Here is a 698-nt window from a genome sequence, read left to right on the forward strand (position 1 = left end):
CTACCGTGAGAGGCAGGCCGAAAAGCATTTCCAGGGCTATGGCGGCTCCCAGTATTTCGGCCAGTGAGGTCGATACCGATGCTCCCATGGCGCTCCACAACACCGGACGGCTCACGGCGCGCGGCAAATAACGCGTGGCGGCTTCGGAGAGGCAAAGACCGGTAACGATACCCAAATGGGCCACATTATGCTGCAACACGATGAGCATCAAGGTGGAAAGCGTCACTACCCAAAGCAGCGCATAGCCGAAAGCGGACCCTGCGGCAAAGTTGGAGGCCCAGTTGCCGGGATCGATAAACCCCACCGTTACGAGCAGGCCCGGCCCGATGTGCCGGAGGATGTTGAGGCCACCGCCCTGGTTGCCTTCGCGCATGCGCCAATGGCGGCGCCAATTCTGTAGTTTTTCCTTCATCATGACAAAAAAGTTCGGAGATCCAACAAAATATCGAGCCGTAGAAGTTCTGCATGAAACGGCCACTCCTGAAAAAACACAAAGCAAGCAGGCCGCCGACTGTGATAGTGTGCGGCGGCCTGTCTGCTTGCCGTTTGCGGTGTGGCGCCACACCGCAAATCCAATCACTTCTTGTTGCCGAAGTAACGCTTGAAGAGGCCTTCGAAGCCACGGCCGTGACGAGCTTCGTCGCGGGCCATTTCATGAACAGTGTCGTGAATGGCATCGAGATTCAGCTCTTTGGCGC

1 protein-coding gene and 1 pseudogene are annotated in these 698 nt (G+C 57.3%); both read right to left on the reverse strand.

Translation table 11 applies throughout. From position 1 onward, the window contains the following. The coding region (locus tag C5S62_RS02985; RefSeq protein ID WP_371411181.1) for an Nramp family divalent metal transporter at positions 1-412 on the reverse strand (412 nt) is incomplete at its 3' end. 164 nt (positions 413-576) lie between these two features. Beyond that, positions 577-698: pseudogene (locus tag C5S62_RS02990) on the reverse strand (NADH peroxidase); the annotation flags it as partial.

The sequence above is a fragment of the Prevotella sp. MGM2 genome (genome assembly GCF_002933955.1).
Classification (GTDB): domain Bacteria; phylum Bacteroidota; class Bacteroidia; order Bacteroidales; family Bacteroidaceae; genus Alloprevotella.